We start from the raw sequence: 20,054 nt of genomic DNA, 5'->3' as shown, positions 1-20,054 counted from the left end.
TATGTGTTAATGAAAAAAACCTTCTTCTCTATTATCACCTTCGGAAATATCCGATAAGGCGCTGCTGGCACGTTCATTCGTTTGCTCAGATAAAGAAAGATCACCAAGCGTGACAATTCCAGTCAGTTTTTTATTTTTTGTAACTGGTATCCTTCTGAGCTGATGCGATGCCATCAAATGAAGAACCTCATCGACTGAAGCATCTTCCTCCACACTGACAGGTTTTTCGGTCATCGCGTCAGTGATTTTTTGCGAGTTCGGTTTTTTGATGGCGATTCCTCTTAATACGAGATCGCGGTCGGTTACGATGCCGACCAATGTTTCCCCGTCCTCATCAACTACCGGTATCGCTCCTACATTTGCGTCCTTCATCTTTACTGCAGCTTCATATACATTATCTAATACCGTGCAATATTGCAAGTCGGCTGTCATCAGATCTTTTATTTTTGTCATCCGTTTAACCTCCTTTAGTCTAGTGCTATTGTTGTCAAAATTTAATTTTTGCATACTTTCAAAAGAAGAAGATTCATTGAAAGTTTAACGCTTTCATACTATGATTGTCAGGAAAGGTAATTTTTATAAGGAGGGGTCAGTGTTGAAGTTTACTGAAAGCGGACTTGAAGGGGTTAAGGCTGAGCTCAGCTGGCTAGACGACTTAATGGAAAGCAAAGGTCTCATCAGAGCGGGTCAATGGGATTACGAGAGAGTCACCTATGACAAGAAGTTTTCGACGATTGAGGGCACGTTTTACCTGCGGATACAAGGAATTGCGGCAGAGGGTGATGTCGGAAGCGGACGCGCGGTGATTCAATTAATGTCCCCTCTCCTAGGCAAGCATTATTACCCGCACGGAGTAGAGTATGGAGAAACGGAAGAGTTTCCCGTACAGGTTGTGACAAAAAGCAAAGCACTGATTCAGGACATATCCGACATGTTAAAAACAGTTCAAATGTAACGAAAAGGTACAGCATATTCCGCTGTACCTTTTATGATATCGTCTGCTGAATATACGGCGGCTCTTCCTGCCCGTCCTTTTCCCTTTCTTTCTTCACCCATTGGAAAAAAATAATCGCCAAAAAAGTACCGTACACAATTTCCTGAATGATTTTCATCATGACGGCCCCGAGCTGCTGATCCTCTAACAAAGGCAGTGTATTCAACATCTCCGGTCCTGTTAATGGGACCTGCCCCATCATATCCGCTGGCACGCAAAGGCGCATTGCCTCGGCCCATGCAGACGGATCTGTATAGGTGGCGTATAACGGCGCACCGCTGAACATGATTAAGGCGCAAGCAGGTGTGAGCAGCATACCGTCCGCCATAATATACCCCAGCTTCATCAAGCCGCTGAGCTGCCGTAGACGCCCCACCTTATGAACAAGCGGCCACCACATGAAGAACGCAAGCACAAAGATAAGCCAAGTGATGAATGTATGGTAAAACGAATCGGTTTTGACAGTATCAAATATAAGCGGTACATGATATAAAGAAAAAATGCCGTTAAACAAAAGCAAAGCAATTAAAGGCGTTGTAAAAAAGGAAAAAACCGGTTTGATTGAAGGCCTGAAAATAATTTTTTCCCAGAGCCATGCAGGAATTCCCGCGATTAACAGTGGAGGGACAACCAAATACAGGACGGCCATCTGCACCATATGTGCGCTGAACATAATATGTCCGAGCAGGTCAACCGGGCTTCCCTCGGCTGCATATAAAAACAGCATCGCCGACAGAAAGCACACCATCTCTTTACCAGTTATTCGATTCGGCTTTGAAGACATTCGCCTGTAAAAATAGAGATAAAGCGCCGTAATGCCTAACAGGATACAAAAAAGATAAGGGCTCCACATCGCGCGAAACCCGAATATCTCCAACTGATTCATTTCTTCACCTCCGGCGGCTGTTTCAAATTACCACCATATAATTGTCACAAACGCAAGCACAGTGATAAACGCGACAAACACCCCTGAATACAAAAACAGTGCCGGCGCCTCATGCCCTTTCTGATTCATATGCATGAAATAATACAGCTGAAAGATGACTTGAATTGCAGCTAGCAAAATAATGAAAGGAATCGTAAACCAGCTGCCGACACCGTCCGTGGCCACAGTCAGAAATGCAACAATCGTAAGACCGATCATTAAACCAAAAGACAGGACTTGATATTTCATCTCCCGGGCATGCTTTTTTTTCTTGAATTCAAGGTCGCTATTGATATGCCCTCTGCTTTTTTTATCGACCATGTTTATCCCACCATCCCCATTAAATATACAACGGTAAAGATGAAGACCCACACGACATCAATAAAGTGCCAGTAAAGGCTGGCAACGTAAAACTTAGGCGCCGTATACAGGTTCAGCCCTCTCTTGGCATTACGGATCATAAGCGTGCTGATCCACATAAGCCCAAATGCCACGTGGGCGCCGTGTGTACCGACAAGCGTGTAAAACGCAGAACCGAGGGCAGAGCTTGTGATGGTAAAGCCAAATTCATGGGTGTAATGCTTGAACTCATAGATTTCCAGTCCTAAAAAGCCGGCCCCCAATAAAATTGTAATTCCCAGCCAAAGCTGCATCTTGCCGAAGGAAAAGTTCTTCATGTGGTACATCGCGTACACACTCGTTAAACTGCTCGTTAATAGCAGCATTGTGGCAATGAATACAAGTGTCACATCGAACATTTCCGTCGTAGGCGGATCACCGGCATTTGAATTCCGAAGCGCAAGAAACGTGGCGAAGAGAGACGCAAACAGAACAGTCTCTCCGCCAAGAAAAAGCCAAAAGCCTAAAAATTTATTTTTCCCTTCCAGGGTTACTTTTTCGGGAGAAGCTGGAAAGGTTTCTGCGGTGAATTTTTCTTGAACTTGCATTATGCCTTCACCCCTTTATCATCGTTCGGCAGTTCCTCTTTATGAATATGATAGCCGTGATCATCAATTACTGAACGAAGCAGCATCGTAATAAATGTGATGCCGAGCCCGATAAAGATCACCGGCAGGCCCCAAGCGTAATCACTTCTGTACAGCAGCCCGAACGCTGCGACAAAAAGGCCGAAGGAAATGATGAGCGGCAGGATTGAGCCGTTTGGCATATGAATATCATCAACCGGTTCCGCCGGCGTCATTGATTTGTGCCCTGCCTGCTTCTCGATCCAAAGCGGATCAAGTCCTCTGACAAAAGGAAGCTGTTTAAAGTTATACTCCGGCGGCGGTGAAGAAACGGTCCATTCCAGCGTACGTCCGTCATGCCATGGATCCGCACCTACATATTCACCTTTTACCGATGTCCATATGACATTGACCAGCAGAAGAATAACAGCTGCCGCCATAAAAAACGCCCCGATTGTACTGATCAAGTTGCCGGTTTCCAGACCCTGTCCTGGCAAAAACGTATAAACCCGGCGCGGCATCCCCATTAAGCCGACAAAATGCTGAATGAAAAACGTGAGGTGAAAGCCGATAAAAAACAATACAAATGAAATTTTCCCCATCGTTTCATGCAGAATTTTACCGAACATTTTCGGCCACCAGAAATGAACACCGGCTAAAAGGCCGAATACAACGCCGCCAATAATGACGTAGTGGAAGTGCGCAACCACAAAATACGTATCATGGAACTGATAATCAGCCGCAGCAGCTGCCAGCATGACTCCCGTCACACCGCCGAGCACAAAGGATGGAATAAATGAGACAGCATACAGCATAGCGGTTGTATACTTCACATTTCCTCCCCAAATCGTCAACAGCCAGTTAAAAATCTTAATCCCGGTCGGAATCGCGATAGCCATTGTTGCAACCGCAAAAATCGCATTTGCAATCGGGCCGAGACCAGTCGTGAACATGTGGTGCACCCAAACCATAAAGCCCAGAAAGCCGATGAGCACGATTGCAAAAACCATTGAAGAATAGCCAAACAAACGCTTTCTGGCGAACACAGGGATGACCTCAGAAAAAATACCGAATGCAGGCAAAATTAGGATATAAACCTCCGGGTGGCCGAAGATCCAAAATAAATGTTCCCAAATGACCGTATTTCCGCCAAGCTCCGGATTAAAGAAATTGGTTCCGAACAGCCGATCCAGCATCATGAGAGCCAATCCAACCGTAAGCGGCGGAAACGCGAACAAAATCAATGCCGAGGCCACAAATGTCGTCCATGTAAACAAAGGCAGCCTCATATACGTCATGCCCGGAGCCCTCATGTTGATAATCGTGGCCAAAAAGTTAATCCCGGCTATCAGCGTCCCGAGCCCCGATATTTGGAGTCCGAGGACGAAAAAGTCTATGCCGTGTCCTTTAGAATGAAGCGAAAGTGAGGCATATGACGTCCAGCCCGCATCTGGCGCTCCGCCCAAAAACCAGCTTAGATTTAAGAAAATGCCCCCGAAAAAGAAGAGCCAAAAACCAAGCGCGTTTAAAAATGGAAACGAAACGTCCCGAGCCCCGATCTGCAAAGGCACAACCGCATTCATCAAGGCAAATAAGAGCGGCATCGCAGCCAGAAAGATCATCGTCGTTCCGTGCATAGTCATTACTTCATTGTATGCTTGAGCACTGAGAAACGCATTTTCCGGCTTTGCAAGCTGAATTCTGATAAACATCGCTTCAATTCCCCCGACAAGAAAGAAGAATCCCCCTGCCACTAAATAAAGAATCGCGATTTTTTTATGGTCCACCGTCGTCAAATAATCCCAAAGCATAGATCCGCGCGTCCGCTTTTCTGTAAGCGCATTCAACATATGTGACCTCCCCCAATATCTCCCTTTCTTCCCTACTTGCTTTCCGCTTTTAAGCCTTTTAAGTATTCATAAAGCGCATCTGTTTCGCTGTCTGAGAGCTTTGGATATGTGCCTGTCATTTTGTTCCCCGGCTTTATACTGTCAGGGTCCTTCAGCCAAGCCTTCACATTTTCTTTGTTGGCCTCTTTCACCCCTGCCACTTTTGTCCTTTCACCGAAGGTCGCCAAGTTAGGTGCCGTTCTAGCGGCTTCTGCACGCTTATCATTCGGCTCTACCGCATGGCAGCTCAGGCAGTTTTTCTCTTTAAACAGTTCTTCACCCTGCTTAGCCAAATCGCTCTCTGCTGTAGACTTATAGTTCTTCATTTCTTTTGTCCAGCCCTGAAATTCTTTTGCAGACATCGTCTTCACCTTAAAATCCATCAGCGCATGTGAAGGGCCGCAAAGCTCTGCACACTTCCCAAAAAACATATCTCCTGCCTCTTTGCTTCGTTTTGAATCAAATGTCAGGAAGAACTTATTTTCATTATCCGTATTCGTATCAAGTTTTCCTCCAACTGAAGGAATCCAGAAGGAATGTTTTACATCAGAGGCTTTTAAATTAAAATATACACGCTGATCTGTCGGTACAATCAGCTCCTGGCTTGTGATAATGCCGTAATCAGGGTACTCAAACTCCCACCAGTATAAATTTGCCCTAACATTGACTACAAGAGCATCCTCAGCTTTGCGGCCTTTTTTATCCATTGGTGATGTGTCCGCTAGCTCCAGCGTATATAATACAACAGGAATCACAAGAATAATGAGCAGCAAAATCGGGATCACGGTCCATGTGATTTCTAAAAATTTATTCCCCTCTACCTGTTTCGGTATCGTGTTCTCACCGACCCGTGATCTTCTGAATCTCACAATCACATAAAAGAAGATAACAGATACTACTGCAACAACAACCACCATAATCAATGTGCTGAGCACTGTCAGGTCATACTGTTTATCAGCCACCTCGCCAGCAGGCTTGAGCGTGGATAAAAAAGGTTTTCCACATCCGCTTAATAGAAGCGGCACTAAGGCTAATAATAAAATAAGACGCCAATGCTTTACCATTTCACCCAACCCCTTTTCTGGTCAATACAAAGGCGGAAAGCGGATCGAAATCTATCGCCATCCAACCTATCACCAATAAAGCACTTACATTTCCTCTTCTCTTAAATTATGAGTTTTTTTACTCAAAATGCCATCTATGTATAAAAGTAAAGCCGCCTGATTAAACAAGAGGTCAAGGCGGCATTTACTAGTTGTCATCGTTTATTTTGAAGCGATAAAACAAGCATCATATCTATTTTTTAGAAAAGCGTCAAGACAACCATGGCAACGAAATAGATTGTCATGTAGTTAAGCGAGTAAACGAACATTTGTGTTGCCCACTTCATGATATTCTTGGAGCGGAATCCCATTAAGCCAAGAATCAGCCAGCCGATATTTAACAGCAAGCCGAGAATCACAATCGGAAGACCCAGGCTACCAAGGAAAAACGGAAGCGGCATCAGGCACGCAACCCACACAATAATTTGTCTTTTTGTCACTTCAAATCCGTATACGACAGGAAGCATCGGAATATTTGCAGCTCTGTAATCCTCTGTTTTCTTAATAGCCAATGCTAAGAAGTGAGGAATCTGCCAAATAAATAAAATCATGAATAACACCCATGCTACGACACCGATATTCCCTTCCACTGCCGTCCATCCAATAAGCGGCGGCACTGCACCGGAAACGCTTCCTACTACTGTGTTAATCGTATAGCGGCGTTTCGTCCACATTGTGTACAATACAACATACGTAAAGACTCCGATAAAACCGATAACAGCAGCCATGACAGTTGTCATCAGCAGCATGATCAATCCTAAAGCAACCAGCAAAATTCCAGACCATAACGCCTGACTCGGCTGAATTTTACCCGTAACCGTCGGTCTTACTTTCGTACGCTCCATAAGATGGTCAATGTCCCGGTCATACCAGTTATTGATCGCGCAGGAGCCCGCAATAATCAGTGAAGACCCGATTAACGTAAGAAGAACGGTGTTTATATTGCCTAAAAAACTTAAACCGGATATATGCAGTGCAAGCCACATTCCAGTGAAAGTCGTGATGAGGTTAGAATTGACGATCCCTATTTTAATAAGGGACAGAAAATCTTTCCATGCCGTTGTTTCTTCAATTTGTCCGTCTATAGCTGTATCATTTAAGATTCTGGAGTTAGCCATAACGTAAACCTCCCTTACAAACCTAACGCAGGAGAATAAAATAACCTGCAACTCTATCATACAAGATAACATCTTGTAAAAAAACATCCTATTAAATATTAAACGACAAACAGGAATTTATTTGTGAACTTTTTATGAATTTTACCAAAGATGAAGGCAATCTCCAAATCGGCATTGCGTTTACCTTATTTCTATCAGACCCGGCATGAATAATCAAGTGTACATTTTCCAGAAGCCGTCATTCTATTATATTTTTGTGAACAAAAGGCTCTGGGAATTGCCACAAAACACATATTCGCTTACACTTGGAACGTATATAAAATTGCAGCAGTATGTTAAGAAGGTGAATATTGTATGAATAAAGCATTAAAAGCTCTCGGTGTTCTGACGACATTTGTCATGCTAATTGTTTTAATCGGGGGTGCCCTCGTTACAAAAACAGGTTCCGGCCAAGGATGCGGCAGACAGTGGCCGCTGTGTCACGGCCGTTTTTTCCCTGAACTGAATCCGGCTTCAATTATTGAATGGAGCCACCGATTCGCAAGCGGAATCTCTATTATCCTTGTGCTAAGCCTTGCGTTTTGGTCATGGAGAAAAATCACGCCGATTTTTCGTGAAACAACGTTTCTCGCGATCATGTCAATTATCTTTTTATTTCTTCAGGCATTGCTTGGCGCATTGGCTGTCGTATTCGGTTCGAACGCGCTGATTATGGCGCTTCACTTCGGCATCTCATTAATTTCTTTTGCTTCAGTGCTTATTTTAACATTGCTCATATTTGAAGCTGATAAATCAGTCAGAACACTGGTTAAGCCGCTTCAAATCGGCAAAAAGATGCAATTTCACATGATAGGAATTTTGATATATTCCTATATCGTTGTGTATACAGGCGCATATGTAAGACACACTGAATCAAGTCTGGCATGTCCTGATGTGCCGCTGTGCAGCCCGCTGAACAATGGACTTCCGACCCAATTCCATGAATGGGTGCAAATGGGCCACAGAGCAGCAGCCTTACTGTTATTTGTATGGATTATTGTTGCCGCTGTTCATGCTATTACTTCCTATAAAGATCAAAAACAAATCTTTTGGGGTTGGATCTCATGTCTTATTTTTATTACATTACAGGCACTGTCCGGTATTATGATCGTATACACTGAACTCGCTCTGGGTTTTGCACTTGCCCACTCGTTCTTTATTGCCTGTCTGTTTGGCGTTCTATGCTACTTCTTATTATTGATTGCTCGTTTCCGTTATGAATCCAGGCAATCATAAGGACTCAAGACCAAAGCCTTAGACGGCTTTGGTCTTTTTCATGTCTTGTTTTGGCGCTTTATTGTTTCAATGGCCAGCCTTCACTGAACTTGATGATCAGTGAGCGGCTCACTTCGGTCTGTCCCCTTTCTCATCGTGATTATAGAAATTTCATATGCATCTATAGTCCGCGAACATAAGTATTAAAGCCTTTTGGCCATTGGAAAATCAGATAGTGCTTAAAGAAATATGCATGGACTACTACAAAGCATCTAAAAAATTGGTGGTATACCTCTTTTTATTTTGGGCTTGTGACAGTACTCTATAATCTCTGAAGTCCCCTTATATCTCTTCTAACCATCTGTTTCACTCCACATTTTCTATAAAAAAACAAGAGTGTATATCATTGATATACACTCTTGTTTTTTTTATGCTTTTTCAATTTCGAGAAGCAGATCTCCCGTTTGGATCGGCTCACCATTTTTCACATGAACCTGCTTGATTGTTCCTGAGAAAGGCGCCTGAACCGTTGTTTCCATTTTCATCGCTTCATTAATCATCAAATGATCACCTTTATTGACTTTTGTGCCTGCTTCAGCCAATACCTTAATAACTGTTCCAGGCATAGAAGCTGCGATGTGGCTTGGATTTGTCCGGTCTGCTTTCAGCCTTTCCTGAACGGAAGACTTAATGCTTTCATCTTTAATGACTACTTCACGCGGCTGCCCGTTGAGTTCGAAATAAACGACGCGGGTGGCATCAGGCTGAGGCTCACCGATTGAAATCAGCTTAACGATCAGCGTTTTGCCGCGCTCAATTTCAACTTCTATCTCTTCACCTAATGTCATACCGTAGAAGAATGTCGGTGTATCTAATACCGAGATGTCTCCATAGCTTTCTGTCGTTTTCACATAATCAGTGAAGACTTTAGGATAAAGGGCATATGCCACAGCATCCTGATCTGAAATTTCCAAGTTATGCTGCTCTTTAAATTCCTGTTTGATCGCTTCAAATGACACCGGCTCAAGCAGTTCGCCCGGTCTGACTGTAATCGGCTCCTGTCCTTTTAAGATCAGCTTTTGCAGTTTTTCCGGGAATCCGCCATGAGGCTGGCCGATATTTCCTTTGAAAAGCTCCACGACAGAATCAGGGAAATTTAAAGATTCGCCTTTTTCGTAAACGTCTTTTTCAGTCAGATTGTTTTGCACCATGTAAAGTGCCATATCTCCGACAACTTTTGAGGAAGGCGTTACCTTGACGATGTCACCGAACATATCGTTCACGCGTCTGTACATTTCCTTGACTTCGTTCCATCGGTCGCCAAGGCCTACTCCCTTGGCCTGCTGCTGCAGGTTGCTGTATTGGCCCCCTGGCATTTCGTGTTCATAAATTTCAGTATGCGGAGACTTCATTCCGCTTTCAAATTCACTATAATATTTACGCACCGACTCCCAATATTGGGACAGCAATTCAACGCCTTGGACATTCATTTCCGGACGGCGGTCGTTGCCTTCCATCGCATGATAAAATCCGCTCGCGCTAGGCTGTGACGTTAATCCCGCCATTGAGCTGACCGCCACGTCTATGATATCAACGCCGGCTTCAACAGCTTTCGCATACATATAAATACCGTTTCCGCTCGTATCATGCGTATGAAGGTGAACCGGAATGTCGATCGTTTCTTTCAACGCAGAAACGAGTTCATATGCTGCCTGCGGTTTTAACAGCCCTGCCATATCTTTAATCCCGAGAATATGGGCTCCGGCCGCCTCAAGCTCCTTCGCCATCGATGTATAATATGCAAGGTCGTACTTCGTCCGGTTCTTGTCAAGGATATCTCCCGTATAACAAATCGCAGCTTCTGCCACTTTGCCGGTATCCCTAACAGCATCAATGGCTAACGTCATCCCTTTTACCCAGTTTAAGCTGTCGAAAATACGAAACACATCAATACCGGATTGAGCTGATTGCTTCACAAATTCTTTAATCACATTGTCCGGATAATTCGTATAGCCGACCGCATTTGATGAGCGAAGCAGCATCTGAAATAATGTATTCGGCACTTCTTTGCGAAGATCTTCCAAACGCTTCCACGGATCTTCTTTCAGGAATCGGTAGGCTACATCGAAGGTCGCGCCTCCCCACATTTCCATACTGAATAGTTCAGGCCATAACGCAGCCGTCGGATTTGCGATTTTTTTCAAATCATGCGATCTGATTCTAGTTGCCAATAACGATTGGTGGGCATCCCTGAATGTCGTATCAGTTAAAAGGACAGATTTCTGCTCCTTAACCCAATTTGCAAGCCCTTCTGCACCTTTTTCATCGAGAATTTGCTTTGTTCCTCTGGCAGGCTGCTGATCAACGTCTACCTTTACGCTTAACGGTTTGTCAAACGCCGGTTTTTCTTTTTTCCCGATTCCAGGGAAGCCGTTCACTGTCACATTGCCGATGTAAGTGAGCATTTTCGTTCCGCGGTCTTTTTGTTTAGGGAAATTAAATAATTCAGGCGTTGTATCAATGAAAGATGTATCATATTGCCCTGTCAGGAACTTCTCATGCTTTGCAACGTTCTCAAGGAACGGAATGTTCGTTTTTATGCCTCTGATTCTAAACTCCTGAAGGTTTCGTACCATTTTGGCAGCTGCCTGTTCAAACGTTAAAGCCCAAGTTGAAAGCTTAACGAGAAGTGAATCATAGTATGGTGTGATCACGGCGCCCTGGAAGCTGTTCCCGGTATCAAGACGGACACCAAAACCGCCGCCTGAGCGGTAAGCCATTATTTTTCCTGTATCAGGCATGAAATCATTTTGCGGATCCTCAGTCGTAACCCGTGACTGAATGGCATAGCCGATTGTAAAAATGTCCTTTTGCTCAGGAATATTTACTTTTTTGCTGTGAAGGCTGTGCCCTTGGGCAACAAGGATCTGAGTTTGAACAATATCGACACCAGTAATCATTTCTGTTATCGTGTGTTCAACTTGTACGCGAGGATTTACTTCAATAAAGTAGAACTCGTTGTTTGCAACAAGGAATTCGACCGTCCCCGCATTTATATAGTTTACATTTTTGGCAAGCGCAACTGCCGCCTCACAAATTTGGTCCCTTAATTCAGGTGACAGCGAGACACTCGGCGCCACTTCAATGACCTTTTGATGGCGTCTTTGAACTGAACAATCCCTCTCAAAAAGATGGACGACATTTCCCTGCTTGTCTCCAATCATCTGAACCTCAATATGTTTCGGATTCTCAATTAATTTTTCTACATAAACTTCATCATTGCCAAAGGCTGCTTTCGCCTCTGATTTAGCACGCTCATATGCTTCTTTGACTTCACTTTCAGATCTGACAATCCGCATACCGCGGCCGCCGCCGCCAAGCGAGGCTTTAATGATGATCGGATAACCGTTAGCTTGTCCAAATTGTTCGACGGCTTCAAGCGTTTCGGCAGGACCGTCGCTTCCCGGAATCACGGGGATTCCCGCTTTTTCTGCCTGCTCACGCGCTTTTACCTTGTCACCAAACATATCGAGATGCTCGGATTTTGGCCCTATGAATACGATGCCTTCTTCTTCACATCGTCTCGCAAAATGAATATTTTCAGATAAGAAACCGTATCCCGGATGAATTGCATCGACTTTGTTTCTTTTCGCAATATCAATGATACCTTCAATATCCAGGTAAGCATCAATCGGTTTTTTCCCTTCACCGACCAAGTATGCTTCATCCGCTTTGTACCGATGGTAGGAACCGGAATCTTCTTTTGAATAGACCGCAACTGTACGAATATTCAACTCGGTACACGCCCGGAATATTCGGATTGCAATTTCTCCCCTGTTTGCTACTAATACTTTTTGTATCGATTGCTGAGACAAACTTTTCTCCCCCTTACCCGAATGGAATATAATCTATCATAGCGGAATATCCTTCCCCTGTACACACTTGTTTTTTACTGATAAACAGTTTTTTTGAGCTGTTTCTTTTTCATTCCCTTCGGAGCCAAGGGCTCTTTCTTTTTCTTATTCTCTGAATATTTCACAAACATGCTGATATTCGCTAATATCCCCATACTCCCCAGCAGCAGCACCAAAGAAGAGCCCCCGTAACTGATAAATGGCAGCGTAACCCCTGTAATCGGAATTAATCCGCTGACACCGCCAAGGTTAATAAACGACTGGATGGCAATCATGCTTGAAATGCCGATCGCCAGAAGACTTCCAAACGGGTCCTCGCATTTTCTGGCAATATAAAAACCTTTTATGACGACAAAACCCAATAAGAAAATCACAAACAATACCCCGAAAATGCCGAGCTCTTCAGCAATGACAGCCATAATAAAGTCAGTGTGTGATTCAGGCAGATATCCGTATTTTTGGATACTTTCACCGAGCCCCAGGCCGAAAATGCCGCCTGAGCTGATCGCATAATAAGAATTGATCACTTGCAAACCTGATGAATTTGCATACTTAAATGGGTCTTCAAGACTCTCAAAACGCGCTAAACGGCCTTCAGTTAAAATTTTGTCCTGATTTAAATAGATAATCGGGCTGACTAAAATGAAAACAATTCCGCCCAGTATCACAAGCCTCACCAGCGTCTTTCCGCTGAAGCCGGAGCACAAGATCATGCACGTCGCAATTAACCCTATAATCATGGCTGTACCGAAATCTGGCTGCATGGCAATTAACCCGCAAATTATAAGCGTCATGACTACCGGAGGGGCTACTCCCGTTAACAGATGGTCGATATAACTTTGTTTTTTTGCATATACGGCTGCAAGGTATAAAATCACGACCAGTTTCACAAACTCCCCCGGCTGAATACTCATTCCGCCGATTTTAAACCAGCTCTGCGCGTTTCCGGCAACATGCCCGAAAACAAACAGTGAGATAAGCGCAAGAACAGATACAAGCAGTATCCCCTTCTGAAACTTTTGATGGGCCAGTGCTTTGTAAGGAAACAACGCCATGAGAATAAATAGAGCGCCACCCGCAATTAAAGCAAACAGCTGCCGCATGAAGAAAAAATTACTGCTTACTCCATACCGGGAGACAGCCGTAATCATGCTTGAGCTGTATACCATCACTAAACCGAATCCGCATAATAAAACGATTGCGAATATCAGTGAGTAATCATAAGATTTTAGCATTTTTTTTAACATAACATCCTCTTCCCTGCTTCTAACTTCCATTATCTATGGTTTTTATGTATTTATCTTTTTTATTTTACTACAATTTATCAAACGAGACGAAGAATCTCTATACGATTCGGAAGGAATGTGTAAAAAAAAACCGTCTTTTATGAGATGAGAGAAAAATAGCGGTTATAAAAAAACCCAAACTGTTAATAAGTTTGAGTTTTATCATTTATTTAGCTGTAAACGCGTCATGTAAAGCAGACAATTCGCGTTCCAATGTGTATAAAAGGTCTTTACCGTCTTTTTCATCAACCAATCCCAGGCGGACAGCAAAATCGATTTCCCTCGAAAGCCCGAACATTTGAGTATCTAAAACCTCTTCATATAGAGGACATTGAGGCATCGTTAAGTTATCCATTTGTACTCGGATCAGCTTCAAAATCTTCTCAGCGTCCACTTTTAAGAGTTCAAAAGCTTTTTGCCGATGGTCAACTATCATCTCTGAAGCCAAAAGTATCCCTCCGTTCCCCAGGCGAGTACCTAATTCTTCTATTTATCATAAAGGGTATCAACAGAAAATGCAAGAGGATTTAAACATATGACATAAATTAAAAAATACTCAGCCTGTACATCTCAGACATTATTTCCAAAAGCTTTACACCTGCAATGCTGTTCCCTTTTTCGTCTAATGCGGGGCCGAATATGCCGATCCCGAAATCGTAAGGCGAAATGCCCATAATCCCGCCGGATACGCCGCTTTTCGCAGGAATTCCGACCTTAATTGCGAATTCCCCGCTTGCATTGTACATTCCGCACGTCACCATAAACGTTTTGCAAATTCTAGCGACATCTTTTGAGATGACTTGCTCCCCAGTCTCTGGATGTCTGCCGTTCAATGCAAATACAGATCCGATTTTCGCTAAATCCAAGCTGTTCATCTCAATCGCGCATTGCTTCGTGTATAAATCCATTACTGCCTCTACATCATCTTCAAAAATGCCGTACTGCTTCATATAATAACACATCGCCCGATTAATCATTGAAGTGCTGTATTCAGATTCAGCCACTTCCCGGCAGTATGTAATCTCTTGGTTGTTTGTCAGCCTTCTGATAAAAGAAAGCAAATAATCAAGTCTCTCTTTCACCGTTCTTCCTCTTATCAGACTTGTCACTACCAATGCCCCGGCATTAATCATAGGGTTTAACGGCTTGCTCGGATTCACTGTTTCGAGCTTGATAATTGAATTAAACGGATCACCGGTCGGCTCCTGTCCAACATAACTGAAGACCTTATCCTTGCCGTATTCCATTAACACCAAAGCAAGAGAAAGGACTTTCGATATACTTTGAAGCGTAAATGTTTTTTCTGCGTCACCTGCTGACAGACAAACATTATTGGAATAATAAATCGCCACTGACAGGTCGTGTTTATCAGCTTTTGCCAAGGCGGGAATATAGCTGGCTACCTCCCCCTTGTCCGTTACTTTTTTCGCCTTTTTCACTAAGGCTTCAAGCTCATCATTATGCTGGCATACCATGCAAACACCCTCGTTCCCTCAGCATTTCAATACACATAATTTGTACACAAAGTGACAATTCATGCGAAAACTTTTATAATTTTGAGAGAAGGGGGTCATATCATGAGCGTTATCCAAGTAAAAGGCAATGTTACATATCCAATTACCATTGATCCAAGCGTATGGATTTTTGATGATCGCAAATTTTCGTTTGACCGCAAAGGGGACAGTCAAGACACATATTTACAATCAGCCGGGGATGAATCCGACCTTGATCCGGAACGCGTCATTAGAGAGGGGCGAATTGCCCCGCCTACATTAAAGACGGAAAAACAATATGAGAAGCAAAAACTGATGAACGGCAGTTTCGCAATGAGACTTGGGACTGTCCTGAAAAATGCTGAGCCGAACAGCTCTGCGACACAATGTGTATTTGTCACAAGTTCGGGAAAGGCCGCCGTTTCTCTGGAAACCGCTCTGAACAGTATTGTCCATTTCAGTGAGGCAGGCAAGCCGATTCAAGAAGGCGGCCCCGTGCATATTTACTTTGAAGGTCCGGTTCATCACAAACAGCCGATTACCGATGTAAAAGAGATCGAAATCATTTAATGTTACAGCAAATCAGCTGCGAGCTGGGCGAGACCTGATCTCTCACCTTTTAACAGCTTCACGCTGCCTGAGATGGGTTGTCCTTTAAACCGCTCAACCACATAGGCCAAACCATTGTTCAGACTGTCTAAATATGGGTGATCAATTTGTTCAGGGTCACCCATTAAGACAATTTTACTGCCTTCACCGACTCTCGTCAGCAAAGTTTTCACCTCATGCCTGGTCAAATTTTGCGCTTCATCAATGATAATAAATTGATCTGGAATGCTTCTCCCTCTGATATAAGCCAGCGCCTCTACCTGAATTGAGCCAATTCCCGCCAAAATAGCATCAAGCTCCCCTGGTTTTTTCGCATTAAACAGAAACTCTAAGTTGTCAAAAATCGGCTGCATCCAAGGCTTTAGCTTTTCCTCTTTTTCGCCTGGCAAATACCCGATGTCCTTGCCAACAGGAACAATCGGCCTTGCGACGACCAGCTTTTTATATATTCCCAAGTCTTCTGTCTGTAATAGCCCTGCCGCCAAAGCTAAGACTGCCGAGGAGGACCCTCCTAGCTCATCCTTCATTAAAGCAAACTGATTCGGATAAAACGCATGCTGTTTCACATCGTTTACTGAAATTTGATTTTTCCCGTAAAAAGAGCTGAACAGCTGCTGGCTGATATATAAATCTTTATAGCCGCTGTACATTTCATCATTGTCCACAACCCGGTCATTCAAGAAATCTTCAGCAAGCAGTCCGATTGCGTCGGCTTTAACCCTGACCAGTACATCCTTACTGACGAGGATAACCGGCCTGCCATTTTCCTTGATTTCTTCCTCTAGGCTCAAGTTTTTCGCAACGGCTAATATGCGATTATCGTTCGTCTTTTCAATAAAGATCTCTTGCAGCTGGTGAAACGAACGATGATTCAGTTCAATTCTCAGTGTGCCGCCGGTGTCAAGCGGTACATGCTCATGCAGCCTGCCCTTTTGTCTTAGCGCATCGATTAGCTTAGATACGTGCCTTGCATTCCTCCCAACTTCGTCCATATACCGTTTTTTCGAATCAACCTCTTCTAAAACGACAGCAGGGATGACAACCTCATTTTCTTCAAAAGAAAATATCGCGTTAGGATCCTGTAATAACACATTCGTATCTAACACATAAATTTTACTCAAGTCTCAGCCTCCTGATATAAGGGTCAAAGTTCTTCCTGCTTCTCTTTTGATGAAAAAGGTGAATGCCTGCTAAAATATATGTTTTTGTGCATAAAGATAGAAGGTTAATTCAACAATAAAATTAATGAAAGCATTTTAAGGAGGGAACCCGCAAGTGCGAATTCTTTTCATTATCGTACAGCTGACACTTATCCTGTCCGCTTGTGCCTATCAACAAGGAAAACAGGGCCAGAATGTTGAAAAAGAATCAACAAGACAGCAGGAGACTAAACCGATTCACGTAAAGGACACAACTCAAGAAACAAAAGACAATGTAACAAGAACGGATATTGCCAAGCATCTTGTCAGCGTTGCTGAAAAAAACCCCGACGTCAAGGATGCAACAGCCGTTGTGCTGGGGGGTTATGCTGTTGTTGGGATTGATGTCGATGATACTTTGGACAGAAGCAAAGTGGAAACCATTAAATATTCTGTAGCTCAGGCGCTAAAGAATGATCGATATGGCGCCAACGCAGTAGTCATTGCTGATCCCGATACGGTAGGCCGCCTTCGCGAAATGAGCAGAGAAATCAGCGAGGGCCATCCGGTAACAGGTATACTGGATGAATTAGCTGCAATTGTCGGCCGAGTGCTTCCCGAAGTGCCTAACGATGTGATTGACAATGAAGACGAACCGCAAACAAAGCAGCAAAATGACCAATTAAATAGAAAACAGCAACAGGAAATGGAGAAGGAGCAAAACGATCAATCTGATCATCATATGAAAAAGAACAACAATGACTAAGCTATAGCCTTGCGCTTTAGCTTTTTCTTATTTTGGACAGCTTCTGATCCGTGCTATAATACATGTTAGTGAAAGAGGTGATATGATGAGGGTCAAATGTTCTATTTGCGATAAAATTGAAACAATTGATGATGATACCCTGATCGCGAAACGGCTTCGAAACCGCCCGATCCATACATATATGTGCCAGGAATGCCACGATCGGATTGCCAAAAAAACAGAGGAACGGCTGAAAACGGGAAAATTTACTTTTCACCCGGGACAGCAGAAAAAAGAAAAAGTCAAAAAATAAAGCGGCCGCTTAACCATACAGAACACAAAAAAGACTCAGCTTTCAGCTGAGTCTTTTATGATTTTGCAGACTGTCCTTTTTTCGACTGATACAGCCGGATTTTGTAAATGATTAAAATCAGCGCAGCGACGACCAATCCTTCTGCCACGGGCAAAAACACCCCTAAAAAAGTCAAAACAGTGCAACCCAAAGCCAAAAATACATACACCACTGCAGATTTTAATACAGGAAGCCGTTTAGCAAATCCAAGCTTAAATACAATAACGGCCAACACAAAAATCGTGCCGTACAGCAGCCACATGCCTGCCGCAGGCTGCCGGTCTACTTGATATAGAGCGGCGAAGAACGACAGGCGTTCGCTTACGTCATTCAAAAAGATTCCCTCCCCTGTAAACGTACGGGTTCTATCTTTTCAAATTCTGCACGAGATTAAGACAATCCTGCTGTTTTTTTCTTTTTAGCTGCTTTTTCACGTTCGTTCTTATTGAGGATCTTCTTTCTTAAACGGATGGATTCAGGTGTTACTTCACAATATTCATCTTCGTTTAAGTACTCTAGAGACTCCTCAAGAGACATGATGCGCGCTTTTTTAATTGTAGTTGTCTGATCCTTTGTCGCAGAACGGACGTTTGTTTGCTGTTTCATTTTGCTGACGTTAACAACAAGGTCATTGTCACGGTTATGCTCTCCAACGATCATTCCTTCGTATACTTCAGTACCCGGCTCAACGAAGATGACACCGCGGTCTTCAATTCCTTGAATACCGTATGATGTTGCTTTTCCGTTTTCCATTGACACAAGTACACCTTGACGGCGTCCGCCGACTTGGCCCGCCTGCATCGGCTGGTAGCTGTCAAACGTATGGTTCAAAATACCGAATCCGCGTGTTAATGATAGGAATTCTGTAGAGTAACCGATCAATCCGCGGGAAGGAACTGTAAAGATGAGACGGACTTGGCCGTTTCCGTTGTTGATCATATCAACCATTTCGCCTTTGCGGGCACCCATTGATTCCATGACAGAGCCAGTATGCTCTTCAGGAACATCAATTTGCACACGTTCAACAGGCTCACAGCGTACGCCGTCGATTTCTTTGATAATAACTTCAGGTTTTGACACTTGAAGCTCATAGCCCTCACGACGCATATTTTCAATTAAAATTGACAAGTGCAGCTCACCGCGTCCTGAAACAACCCAAGCATCAGGAGAAGCTGTTGGCTCAACACGCAAGCTCACATCCGTCTGAAGCTGTGATTGAAGACGCTCTTCGATTTTGCGGGCCGTTACATATTTGCCTTCACGGCCTGCAAACGGACTGTTATTCACGACAAATGTCATTTGAAGTGTCGGCTCATCAATGCGAAGCACCGGAAGCGGATCTTGATGGTCTACAGGACATACTGTTTCACCAACGTTGATATCTTCCATCCCGGAAACCGCAACGAGGTCTCCCGCTTTTGCTTCTTCAATTTCCACACGCTTTAAGCCTTGGAAACCAAAAATCTTTGTAACACGGAATGACTTTGCCGTTCCGTCAAGCTTCATAAGAGAAACCTGCTGTCCGACTTTCATTGTGCCGCGGAATACGCGTCCGATTCCGATACGGCCTACATAGTCGTTGTAGTCAAGAAGGGCAACTTGGAATTGAAGCGGCTCCTCTGCATTATCAACAGGTGCCGGAACATGCTTAATAATGGTTTCATATAAAGCTTCCATGTTTTCATCCTGTTGTTTCGGATCAAGACTCGCTGTTCCATTAATCGCGGAAGCATATACCACTGGGAACTCGAGCTGCTCTTCATTGGCATCAAGCTCAATGAACAGATCCAAAACTTCATCGATAACTTCCTCTGGACGAGCAAAGTCACGGTCAATTTTGTTTACAACAACAACAGGGTTCAGGTTTTGCTCAAGAGCTTTTTTCAGAACAAAACGAGTTTGAGGCATACAGCCTTCATATGCGTCAACGACAAGCACTACGCCGTCAACCATTTTCATAATCCGTTCTACTTCTCCCCCAAAGTCTGCATGTCCAGGGGTGTCCAAAATATTGATACGTGTATCTTTATAGTTAATCGCAGTATTTTTCGCCAATATTGTAATGCCGCGTTCGCGTTCAAGATCATTAGAGTCCATTGCGCGTTCAGCAACCTGTTCGTTGGCACGGAACGTACCAGCCTGATGTAAAAGCTGATCGACTAGAGTCGTTTTCCCATGGTCAACGTGGGCAATAATCGCGATGTTGCGAAGATCATTTCGAAGTTTCACTTTTTCATCTCCTAAAAAAATTAGATAACTTTCATATTA

General features: G+C 43.7%; 19 protein-coding genes. 5 read left to right on the top strand and 14 right to left on the bottom strand.

Annotated features, from left to right (window positions below; translation table 11 throughout):
- Positions 1-6: 6 nt before the first annotated feature.
- Positions 7-453 carry a CBS domain-containing protein gene (locus NSQ09_RS14015; protein WP_326069587.1) on the bottom strand — a complete coding sequence of 149 codons (447 nt, stop codon included), beginning with the start codon at positions 451-453 and terminating at the stop codon, positions 7-9.
- A 139-nt stretch (positions 454-592) separates the two neighbouring features.
- Here NSQ09_RS14015 and NSQ09_RS14010 point away from each other — a divergent pair, with 139 nt between their 5' ends.
- The gene (locus tag NSQ09_RS14010) at positions 593-955 is read left to right on the top strand and encodes a YugN family protein (protein ID WP_014479712.1); all 363 of its coding nucleotides are present in this window, start codon (positions 593-595) and stop codon (positions 953-955) included.
- A gap of 31 nt (positions 956-986) precedes the next feature.
- Here NSQ09_RS14010 and ctaG read toward each other — a convergent pair whose 3' ends face one another.
- From ctaG to cyoE, 6 genes are all read right to left on the bottom strand, one after another.
- On the bottom strand, positions 987-1,880 hold the full coding sequence (gene ctaG / locus NSQ09_RS14005) for a cytochrome c oxidase assembly factor CtaG (RefSeq protein ID WP_014479711.1): 894 nt from the start codon (positions 1,878-1,880) through the stop codon (positions 987-989).
- Between the two features lie 27 nt (positions 1,881-1,907).
- Complete coding sequence (ctaF, locus tag NSQ09_RS14000; RefSeq protein WP_003232242.1) at positions 1,908-2,240, bottom strand: cytochrome c oxidase subunit IVB; 333 nt, start codon at positions 2,238-2,240, stop codon at positions 1,908-1,910.
- Between the two features lie 2 nt (positions 2,241-2,242).
- Positions 2,243-2,866 (bottom strand): cytochrome c oxidase subunit III, encoded by a 624-nt coding sequence (gene ctaE, locus NSQ09_RS13995; protein WP_003232244.1) that lies wholly within the window; start codon positions 2,864-2,866, stop codon positions 2,243-2,245.
- A complete protein-coding gene (ctaD, locus tag NSQ09_RS13990; protein WP_003232245.1) occupies positions 2,866-4,734 on the bottom strand; it encodes a cytochrome c oxidase subunit I in 1,869 nt (622 codons plus the stop codon). Before ctaD ends, ctaE begins: the two co-directional genes overlap by 1 nt.
- A 32-nt stretch (positions 4,735-4,766) precedes the next feature.
- On the bottom strand, positions 4,767-5,837 hold the full coding sequence (gene coxB / locus NSQ09_RS13985; protein WP_014663859.1) for a cytochrome c oxidase subunit II: 1,071 nt from the start codon (positions 5,835-5,837) through the stop codon (positions 4,767-4,769).
- 239 nt (positions 5,838-6,076) lie between these two features.
- Positions 6,077-6,994, bottom strand: coding sequence for a heme o synthase (cyoE, locus tag NSQ09_RS13980; protein WP_003232250.1), 918 nt, complete (start codon positions 6,992-6,994; stop codon positions 6,077-6,079).
- Positions 6,995-7,348: 354 nt separating this feature from the next.
- Here cyoE and ctaA point away from each other — a divergent pair, with 354 nt between their 5' ends.
- The gene (gene ctaA / locus NSQ09_RS13975) at positions 7,349-8,269 is read left to right on the top strand and encodes a heme A synthase CtaA (RefSeq protein ID WP_014476717.1); all 921 of its coding nucleotides are present in this window, start codon (positions 7,349-7,351) and stop codon (positions 8,267-8,269) included.
- A gap of 407 nt (positions 8,270-8,676) precedes the next feature.
- Here the strand turns inward: ctaA and pyc are convergent, their stop codons facing one another.
- From pyc to glsA, 4 genes are all read right to left on the bottom strand, one after another.
- Positions 8,677-12,123 (bottom strand): pyruvate carboxylase, encoded by a 3,447-nt coding sequence (gene pyc, locus NSQ09_RS13970; protein WP_341031737.1) that lies wholly within the window; start codon positions 12,121-12,123, stop codon positions 8,677-8,679.
- Between the two features lie 74 nt (positions 12,124-12,197).
- Positions 12,198-13,409: a cell division protein FtsW gene (gene ftsW, locus NSQ09_RS13965; RefSeq protein WP_038427644.1), complete on the bottom strand. Its 1,212-nt coding sequence runs from the start codon at positions 13,407-13,409 to the stop codon at positions 12,198-12,200.
- A 205-nt stretch (positions 13,410-13,614) separates the two neighbouring features.
- The gene (locus NSQ09_RS13960) at positions 13,615-13,896 is read right to left on the bottom strand and encodes a YlaN family protein (RefSeq protein WP_003245286.1); all 282 of its coding nucleotides are present in this window, start codon (positions 13,894-13,896) and stop codon (positions 13,615-13,617) included.
- A 97-nt stretch (positions 13,897-13,993) separates the two neighbouring features.
- A complete protein-coding gene (glsA, locus tag NSQ09_RS13955; protein ID WP_017694811.1) occupies positions 13,994-14,923 on the bottom strand; it encodes a glutaminase A in 930 nt (309 codons plus the stop codon).
- Between the two features lie 102 nt (positions 14,924-15,025).
- Here glsA and NSQ09_RS13950 point away from each other — a divergent pair, with 102 nt between their 5' ends.
- Entirely contained in the window at positions 15,026-15,511 is a 486-nt protein-coding gene (locus NSQ09_RS13950; protein ID WP_003232265.1) for a hypothetical protein, read from the top strand.
- Between the two features lie 2 nt (positions 15,512-15,513).
- Here the strand turns inward: NSQ09_RS13950 and NSQ09_RS13945 are convergent, their stop codons facing one another.
- Positions 15,514-16,671, bottom strand: a complete 1,158-nt coding sequence (locus NSQ09_RS13945; protein WP_341031736.1) for a PhoH family protein — start codon at positions 16,669-16,671, stop codon at positions 15,514-15,516.
- Positions 16,672-16,825: 154 nt separating this feature from the next.
- On the opposite strand from NSQ09_RS13945, the gene NSQ09_RS13940 reads away from it, so the two are divergent.
- The gene (locus NSQ09_RS13940) at positions 16,826-17,455 is read left to right on the top strand and encodes a YhcN/YlaJ family sporulation lipoprotein (RefSeq protein ID WP_017694810.1); all 630 of its coding nucleotides are present in this window, start codon (positions 16,826-16,828) and stop codon (positions 17,453-17,455) included.
- Between the two features lie 82 nt (positions 17,456-17,537).
- Complete coding sequence (locus NSQ09_RS13935; RefSeq protein WP_003232271.1) at positions 17,538-17,747, top strand: YlaI family protein; 210 nt, start codon at positions 17,538-17,540, stop codon at positions 17,745-17,747.
- A gap of 55 nt (positions 17,748-17,802) precedes the next feature.
- On the opposite strand, the gene NSQ09_RS13930 is transcribed toward NSQ09_RS13935, so the two are convergent.
- On the bottom strand, positions 17,803-18,120 hold the full coding sequence (locus NSQ09_RS13930) for a YlaH-like family protein (RefSeq protein WP_003232274.1): 318 nt from the start codon (positions 18,118-18,120) through the stop codon (positions 17,803-17,805).
- Positions 18,121-18,176: 56 nt separating this feature from the next.
- Positions 18,177-20,015: a translational GTPase TypA gene (gene typA / locus NSQ09_RS13925; RefSeq protein ID WP_003232278.1), complete on the bottom strand. Its 1,839-nt coding sequence runs from the start codon at positions 20,013-20,015 to the stop codon at positions 18,177-18,179.
- Between the last annotated feature and the right edge of the window lie 39 nt (positions 20,016-20,054).

Origin of the sequence: Bacillus sp. FSL W8-1202, from assembly GCF_038006165.1 — a bacterium.
Lineage (GTDB): Bacteria > Bacillota > Bacilli > Bacillales > Bacillaceae > Bacillus > Bacillus subtilis.
The sequence above is the reverse complement of the archived record's forward strand: the minus strand, read 5'-3'. Positions and strand labels throughout refer to the sequence as shown.

What these genes read in the sequence shown, in the direction of transcription:
- ctaG (WP_014479711.1), bottom strand. Translation starts at nt 1,880, where the DNA reads ATGAATCAGTTGGAGATATTCGGGTTTCGCGCGATGTGGAGCCCTTAT.
- ftsW (WP_038427644.1), bottom strand. Translation starts at nt 13,409, where the DNA reads ATGTTAAAAAAAATGCTAAAATCTTATGATTACTCACTGATATTCGCA.
- cyoE (WP_003232250.1), bottom strand. Translation starts at nt 6,994, where the DNA reads ATGGCTAACTCCAGAATCTTAAATGATACAGCTATAGACGGACAAATT.
- ctaE (WP_003232244.1), bottom strand. Translation starts at nt 2,866, where the DNA reads ATGCAAGTTCAAGAAAAATTCACCGCAGAAACCTTTCCAGCTTCTCCC.
- glsA (WP_017694811.1), bottom strand. Translation starts at nt 14,923, where the DNA reads ATGGTATGCCAGCATAATGATGAGCTTGAAGCCTTAGTGAAAAAGGCG.
- coxB (WP_014663859.1), bottom strand. Translation starts at nt 5,837, where the DNA reads ATGGTAAAGCATTGGCGTCTTATTTTATTATTAGCCTTAGTGCCGCTT.
- ctaF (WP_003232242.1), bottom strand. Translation starts at nt 2,240, where the DNA reads ATGGTCGATAAAAAAAGCAGAGGGCATATCAATAGCGACCTTGAATTC.
- NSQ09_RS13950 (WP_003232265.1), top strand. Translation starts at nt 15,026, where the DNA reads ATGAGCGTTATCCAAGTAAAAGGCAATGTTACATATCCAATTACCATT.
- NSQ09_RS14015 (WP_326069587.1), bottom strand. Translation starts at nt 453, where the DNA reads ATGACAAAAATAAAAGATCTGATGACAGCCGACTTGCAATATTGCACG.
- NSQ09_RS13935 (WP_003232271.1), top strand. Translation starts at nt 17,538, where the DNA reads ATGATGAGGGTCAAATGTTCTATTTGCGATAAAATTGAAACAATTGAT.
- ctaD (WP_003232245.1), bottom strand. Translation starts at nt 4,734, where the DNA reads ATGTTGAATGCGCTTACAGAAAAGCGGACGCGCGGATCTATGCTTTGG.
- ctaA (WP_014476717.1), top strand. Translation starts at nt 7,349, where the DNA reads ATGAATAAAGCATTAAAAGCTCTCGGTGTTCTGACGACATTTGTCATG.